The sequence below is a fragment of the Clostridium neonatale genome, assembly GCF_001458595.1.
GTDB lineage: Bacteria > Bacillota > Clostridia > Clostridiales > Clostridiaceae > Clostridium > Clostridium neonatale.
The window spans coordinates 138,801-146,238 of sequence record NZ_LN890324.1 but is presented as its reverse complement, the minus strand read 5'-3'; the positions used below and the strand labels follow the sequence as shown (position 1 = coordinate 146,238).

At 27.5% G+C, this 7,438-nt stretch carries 4 protein-coding genes, 6 tRNA genes and 1 rRNA gene; all 11 read left to right on the top strand.

Annotation, left to right across the window (positions count from 1 at the left end):
• Nucleotides 1-175 precede the first annotated feature (175 nt).
• Nucleotides 176-292, top strand: a 5S ribosomal RNA gene (rrf, locus tag BN2920_RS01115).
• 6 nt (nt 293-298) lie between these two features.
• Nucleotides 299-375: transfer RNA gene (locus BN2920_RS01110), tRNA-Ile, on the top strand.
• Between the two features lie 5 nt (nt 376-380).
• A tRNA-Ala gene (locus BN2920_RS01105) sits at nt 381-456 on the top strand.
• A gap of 145 nt (nt 457-601) precedes the next feature.
• Nucleotides 602-1,114 (top strand): transcription repressor NadR, encoded by a 513-nt coding sequence (locus BN2920_RS01100; protein WP_058293220.1) that lies wholly within the window; start codon nt 602-604, stop codon nt 1,112-1,114.
• A gap of 10 nt (nt 1,115-1,124) precedes the next feature.
• Nucleotides 1,125-2,516 (top strand): NAD(P)/FAD-dependent oxidoreductase, encoded by a 1,392-nt coding sequence (locus BN2920_RS01095; RefSeq protein ID WP_058293219.1) that lies wholly within the window; start codon nt 1,125-1,127, stop codon nt 2,514-2,516.
• Nucleotides 2,517-2,536: 20 nt separating this feature from the next.
• Entirely contained in the window at nt 2,537-2,764 is a 228-nt protein-coding gene (locus tag BN2920_RS01090) for a DUF1667 domain-containing protein (protein ID WP_058293223.1), read from the top strand.
• A 196-nt stretch (nt 2,765-2,960) separates the two neighbouring features.
• A tRNA-Ser gene (locus tag BN2920_RS01085) sits at nt 2,961-3,051 on the top strand.
• Between the two features lie 29 nt (nt 3,052-3,080).
• A tRNA-Ser gene (locus tag BN2920_RS01080) sits at nt 3,081-3,171 on the top strand.
• Between the two features lie 386 nt (nt 3,172-3,557).
• Nucleotides 3,558-3,648, top strand: a tRNA-Ser gene (locus BN2920_RS01075).
• A 27-nt stretch (nt 3,649-3,675) separates the two neighbouring features.
• Nucleotides 3,676-3,766, top strand: a tRNA-Ser gene (locus BN2920_RS01070).
• A 197-nt stretch (nt 3,767-3,963) separates the two neighbouring features.
• Nucleotides 3,964-7,407: a helicase-exonuclease AddAB subunit AddB gene (addB, locus tag BN2920_RS01065; protein WP_058293218.1), complete on the top strand. Its 3,444-nt coding sequence runs from the start codon at nt 3,964-3,966 to the stop codon at nt 7,405-7,407.
• Nucleotides 7,408-7,438: the final 31 nt, after the last annotated feature.

Genomic DNA, 7,438 nt, shown 5'->3' with positions numbered 1-7,438 from the left:
ATAGGTCAGAGGTGTAAGTGCGGTAACGTATTTAGCTGACTGATACTAATAGGTCGAGGGCTTGACCAATATTAAGTTGTAATACATTAGGAACTATGTGCAATTTTGAAAGAATAAAAACTTTCAAAAAAATATTGACATTATAAATAGTATGGTTTATAATATCAAATGTAAATCTGGTGATGAGGGCATAGAGGTAACACTCCTTCCCATTCCGAACAGGAAAGTTAAGGTCTATAGCGCCGATGGTACTGCATGGGAGACTGTGTGGAAGAGTAGGACGTTGCCAGGTAAGTTTGGATCTTTAGCTCAGTTGGTTAGAGCAACCGGCTCATAACCGGTAGGTCCGGGGTTCGAGTCCCTGAAGGTCCACCATTTATGGGGGTATAGCTCAGTTGGGAGAGCACCTGCCTTGCACGCAGGGGGTCAAGAGTTCGAATCTCTTTATCTCCACCAAGAAAAGTTATGAATTTATTCATAACTTTTTTTTGTATTATTTTACTAAATTTATAGTATAATGATTATATATTCGAATAATATTAGGAATATATATAAGATATTAATTAAATATCTTATATAATTTGGTTTTTGGGAGGAAAAAATGGATTCCACAGAAAGAAGAGAACATATAGTTAGATTATTGTTAGAAAGTAGTACACCAGTAAAAGGAAGCATAATAGCGACTAAATACTCGGTAACACGTCAAGTTATAGTAAAAGATATAGCCATACTAAGAGCTAAAGGAAATAACATAATTGCTACTCCAGATGGGTATATAATGAATAGAACTAACAATAGAGTAAAAGCTATTATAGCGGTTAATCATAAGGAAGAAGACATGATAAATGAGATAAAGATTGTTCTTAAATATGGTGGAGTAGTAGAGGATGTTATAGTTGAACACCCATTATATGGAGAAATAAAAGGCATGCTTATGGTATCTAATTATAATGAATTGGAAAAATTTATAGATAAATATGAAAATCAAAAAGCTAAATTATTATCTGTATTAACAAATGGAATACATTTGCATACAATTTCGGCTGAGAATAATGAAAATATTGAATTAATAATTTCTGATTTAAAAAAGAATAATTTTATTATATCAGATTAGGAGGTTTTTAATGGATTACGATGTTTTAATTTTAGGTGGTGGAATTGTAGGATGTGCAGTTGCATATGAATTATCCAAATATAATATAAATATAGCTTTAATAGAAAAGGATTATGATATAGCTAGTGATATTTATTTTGTTAATACTGCAGTTATATATGATGGATCTGAGACATCAGATAATATAATGGCAAATTTAGAATATTTGGGTCAAGAAATAATAGAAAAGCATTGTGAGAAATTTGGAGTTCCATATAAAAAGGTTGGATCACTACAAATTGGAGCAAATGATGCATTTAATAGTAATTTAGAATATATGAATTATAAGGCGAATGAAAGAGGAATAAAAGACGTTAGAATAGTTAACGAGGATGAGATATATAGTATAGAACCTAATTTAAAACCTGGAATAACTAAGGCCTTATATTCAGGAAATACAGCAGTTATACCACCATATGATTTAGCTACCTCATATGCTGAAGTTGCTGCGGATAATGGTGTGGCTTTTCGTTTAGAAGAAATAGTACTTGATATAAAAAGATTATCTAATGGGTTTAAAATAACTACAAATAAAAATAAATTTACATGTAAATTTGTTGTTAATACAATACCAGAGCAATTATTTTCAGATAGAGGAGAAGAAAATAGGAAAAACGTAGTCGATAGAAAATTGAACTATATTTTATGTAATGAAAAAATAGACAATAGAATCGATACAGTAATAGTGAATAATTTGAATGAAAAATCATTTGTTATTAATATACCTATTGATTCTCAAGGGTGTCTAATTGGCATAAAGGAATTTTCGGATTTAGATTTAGATGAAGCATATTCTTTTGCATCTACTGTTCAAAATTTAGATAAAGATATGATAACTAATATATTTACAGAAGAATATTCTAAAGATAGTATGTTTATAGATGATAGTGACATTGACATAGGGTATATAAGTGTGACAGGAAGTCATTATGGAAAGATTACTATTGCACCAGCAATTGCTAATATAATAGAAGATAGTTTAACTAAAAATATGAATATAGTCAAAAAGAAAGATTATATAGATAAAAAAAGAGATGTTTATGTTTTTAGAAATATGAGTAAAGAAGAAAGAAATGAAATAATAGAATTAGATAAAAGATACGGTAATATAATATGTAGTTGCAATAATGTTTCAGAAGGGGAGATTATTGATTGCATAAGAAGACCATTAGGTGCTAGAACTATAGAAGGAATAAAAAGGCGTACAGGGGTAGGAATAGGCAAATGTAATGGTGCTAATTGTAATATGAAAATTATTAAAATATTAGCAAATGAAATGAATACGAGCCCATTGAATATAGTAGATAATTCTATGAATTCTAAAGTATTGATAGGTAGAATAAAAGAATTTAATGAGATTTAATTATGAAAGAGGAATTAATTATGAGAAATAAAGATGTTTTTACTAGTCTAGTAAGGATAAAAGGGAATCCAAATAGAAAAGTTGTATCTGTAAAAAGTACAGATACAATAGAAAAGGAATTATGGATAGAATCTTCTAAAGTTTTAAGTAGAATATATATAAGTACACCAGTTTATATTGGTGATATCATATGCAAAAATATTATGAATACAGGAATTGATATTATATGTACTAAAAATATTGAATAAAAGGATGCAAATACATAGTAAAAATGATATTACAAAATTAATTATTATATTATAATATATACAATCTTAAATGATTTACTATTTAAATAAGGAAGTCAGTTTGATAATATTTTTTATTTATCATTGTAAAATTATTTTGTAAAAAGTGTTGACATAATATATTTTCATTGATATAATCATATTTGTCGTGAGACGTGGAAAGATGGTCGAGTTGGTTTAAGGCACCGGTCTTGAAAACCGGCGTACGTGTGAGCGTACCTAGGGTTCGAATCCCTATCTTTCCGCCATTTTTTTTATCTAAAAATAGAAGGCGCATGGAGAATTACTCAAGTGGCTGAAGAGGCGCCCCTGCTAAGGGCGTAGGTCGGGCAACTGGCGCCCGGGTTCAAATCCCGGATTCTCCGCCAAAACATCTAATATTTATTAGATGTTTTTTATTTATAAAACATAAAATTTTAAGACTTTAAACTTATTATATTCAATGAGGTCAGATCTTATAAATATGAAAAGTATTAAATGTAGAAATATGGTTATTGGTAGTTTTATAAATTTGAATATATGAAATAATTTACTTATAGATTTGTTTAATATTAGTATAGAAAATATTGATTAAAGTATATAATATAAATTTTTAATTTACATTATATTTATTATCCATCTTACTTTATTTTTTATAAATATAATAGAATTTAAAAAATTGTATATAAGATAAAAATATAAATTAATAAAAATATTATTATAAAAAATGTTGACAGTAATGTATACCCTTGATATAATATGTTTTGTGAGTTACGGAAAGATGGTCGAGTTGGTTTAAGGCACCGGTCTTGAAAACCGGCGTACGTGCAAGCGTACCTAGGGTTCGAATCCCTATCTTTCCGCCATTTATATAAATTATATAGAAGGCACATGGAGAATTACTCAAGTGGCTGAAGAGGCGCCCCTGCTAAGGGCGTAGGTCGGGCAACTGGCGCCCGGGTTCAAATCCCGGATTCTCCGCCAAAAACATCTAACTTTTGTTAGATGTTTTTTTTATATCTCAAATAGTAGATTATCTAAATCCATACATTTATAATATAATAAATGTATGGATTTAGATAAATTTAATTAATTTATTAGAAGTAAATTAAAATGATGAATTAAGTTAATTATAAATGGAGAAAATTAATAAAAATGTTTCGAAGCAGTGAGGAAATAAAATGAGTATAAGGTTTATTTATGGAAGAGCAGGAACAGGTAAAAGCAGATTTTGTATAGATGAAATTAAAAAAAAATTGCAATTAGATGAAAACAGAAAATTGATATTGATAGTGCCAGATCAATATACCTTTACCACAGAAAATAATGTATTAAGAGAAATTGGAGAGGCGGCTTTTTTAAAGGTTCAGGTGCTAAGCTTTAAAAAGATGGCTAGCATAGTCTTTGAAGAATGTGGTGGACGAATAAAAAAGATCATAAATGAATCTGGTAAGAAAATGTTGATTCATAAGGTATTAAATGAAAATATTGATTCATTAGAATACTTTAAGCGAATATCAAGAGAACAAGGTTTTAATGAAATAATATCAGAAGTTATATCTGAATTTAAGAAATATAACGTAGATATTGATGAATTAAAATGCATTTATCAGAAAATTGATAATAGTGAATTGATTATAAAGATAAGAGAGCTAGTATCAATATTTGAAGCCTTTAACGATAAAATTAATGAAGGGTATATTGATGGAGAAGATGAGTTAAGTTTATTATATAATAAGTTACAAGACTGTACATTATATAACGAATCTGAAGTATGGATAGATGAATTTACAACTTTTACACCACAGCAGTTAGATATAATAAAGTTGTTAGCTAAGCGATGTAAAAGAATTAATATAACGTTAACCATGGAAAGTTTAGATAATATAAAATCAAAAGAATTCACAGATGTATTTATCCCGATACACAATACTGAAAATAGAATATTAAAATTAATGCAAGAGAATAATATACCATACGATAAACCTATTAATTTAAATGAAAATGAAAAAACATATAGATTTTTTAATTCTCCTCAGTTAGAGCATATAGAAAAATACTTTTTTTCTTATCCATTTAAAGAATATGGCGGAGTTGATAATGATAGAGTAGTTTTATATAAAGCAAATAATATATATGATGAAATAGATAGAGTTGCTAGAAATATAGTAAATTTAGTTAGAATTAAAAACTATAGATTTAAAGATATATCAGTTGTATGTAGAAATATAGATGACTATGAAAAGATAATTTCTGTTATATTTAAAGATTATAATATACCATACTTTTTAGATAAAAAAATTCAATTAGTCAGTAATCCATTAATTATAGTTATAACTTCAGCATTTGAAATATACTTAAAGAATTGGTCTTATGAGAGTGTATTTAAATATTTAAAAAGTGGCTTAATAGGTATCAAAAATCAGTATATTGATTTATTAGAGAATTTTGTTTTAGAATACGGAATCAAGGGACATAAGTGGAATAGTGAATATTTATTAACAGACCCATATTTTAGAGAAATGATGAATACAGATCAAAACTTAATAATGATATCAGAGATAATGGATGAAGTAAGAAAACCATTATTAAATTTTCATAATAAAATTAGAGGAAAAAATAAAGTAAAAGATATATGTAAAGCAATATATGAATTTTTAGTAGAATTAGAGGCATTTGAAAAAATTGATAAGTGGATAGAAGATTTTGATCAGAATTTACAAGAAGATAAGGTTAAAGAATATAGTCAAGTAGAAAGTATAGTTATAAATACATTAGATCAAGCAGTTAATGTATTAGGAGAAGAAAAATTAGAAGCAAATGAGTTCTTTAAGATACTAGATTCTGGCTTCAATAATGAAGAAATTGGTGTAATACCAGTGGCATTAGATCAAGTTACAATAGGAGATGTAGCTAGAATAAAGGGACGTGATGTAAAAGCGCTTTGTATAGTTGGTATAAATGATGGGGTATTACCTGCTGTAAAAAAAGATGAGGGAATATTATCTGATAAAGATAGAGAGATACTAAATGAATATGGAATACAGCTTTCATCAACTACTAGAAAAAAGATATTTGAAGAGCAATTTTTAGTATATACTGCATTGACAATAAGTAGTGAATATCTTATGCTATCATATCCAATGGCTGATTTTGAAGGAAAATCTTTAAGGCCATCTATAATTATATCAAGAATTAAAAAGATATTTCCTGATCTAAATGAAGAAAGTTTCATTAATGATTTATCAATTAATGAAGATAAGCTAAATAGAATTGTTTCTCCAATTCCAACATTTAATGATTTAATACTTACTGTAAGAAGAGACTTTGAAAAAGAAGAAATAGAAGAATATTGGCCAGAGGTTTATAAATGGTTCGCTAATAATGAAGAATACAAAGAAAAGATGGATAATATTTTTAAAGGACTTGAATATTCTAATATAGGAGATAAGGTGTCTAAAAACAAACTTAAAGAGCTTTATAAAAATGATAATGGAAAATTAATGTTTAGTGTATCAAGGTTAGAAAAATATGCAGGATGTCCATTTTCATATTTTATAATGTATGGCTTAAAAGCTAAGAATAGAAAAGTATATGAATTCGCTCCTCCAGATTTAGGATCATTTGTACATGAAGTATTAGACACATTTACTAATAGAGTAAAAAAAGATGGAATATTGTGGTCAGATTTGGATAATGATAAATGCAAAGAAATAGTGACAAACATAATAGATAAGAGATTGGAAGAAGAGAGTAATTCTATATTGAATAGTAGCAAAAGATATAAGTATCTAGCAAAGAGATTTAAAAGAGTTATAGCTAAATCAGTATCGGTTATATCAGAACAAATAGGTAAGGGAGAGTTTGAAGTATTCAAAACTGAATTTAAATTTGGAGATTACAATACTGGAGAAGCTGTGACATTAGATCTTGATAATAATGAGAGAGTATACTTACAAGGTAGAATTGACAGAATAGATACTTTAGATTTGGATGGCAATACGTATATAAGAGTAATAGACTATAAAACAGGGGCAAAAAAGTTTGATTTAAATGAAGTATACTATGGGTTACAGATTCAGCTATTAGTTTATTTAGATGCGCTTATAAGAAATTCAAAATATATATTAGAAAAACAAGCTAAGCCAGGTGCAATATTATATTTCAAAGTTGATGATCCAATAATAAAGAGTAAAAAAGAATTGACAACAGAAGAAATAGAAGTAGAAGTATTAGAAGCGCTAAAACTTAAAGGACTAGTTTTAAAAGATGCTAGAGTAGTTAGAGCTATGGATAAAGATATTGATGGATATTCATTAGTGATTCCAGCTGCATTTAAGAAAGATGGAGATTTTAAATCAAATAGTGACGTTGTTACAGAAGAAGAATTTGATTTGTTAAGAGAATATGTAAATAAAAAAATGAAAGAATTATGTGAAGAAATGCTTAGTGGAGATATAAAGCTACAACCATCTAAAGATTCAAATAAAACTTACTGTGAATATTGTGACTTTGAATCAATTTGTCAATTTGATACAGATATAAAGGATAATAAATATAAGATAATTATAAAAAGAAATAAAGAAGAAGTTTTAAACAATATAAAAAATGAAGTAAATAAATAATCTTATAAATCATATCTTGATAGGAGAAATA

Coding starts and splice junctions, on each gene's coding strand:
- BN2920_RS01100 (WP_058293220.1), top strand. CDS start 602: ATGGATTCCACAGAAAGAAGAGAACATATAGTTAGATTATTGTTAGAA.
- BN2920_RS01095 (WP_058293219.1), top strand. CDS start 1,125: ATGGATTACGATGTTTTAATTTTAGGTGGTGGAATTGTAGGATGTGCA.
- BN2920_RS01090 (WP_058293223.1), top strand. CDS start 2,537: ATGAGAAATAAAGATGTTTTTACTAGTCTAGTAAGGATAAAAGGGAAT.
- addB (WP_058293218.1), top strand. CDS start 3,964: ATGAGTATAAGGTTTATTTATGGAAGAGCAGGAACAGGTAAAAGCAGA.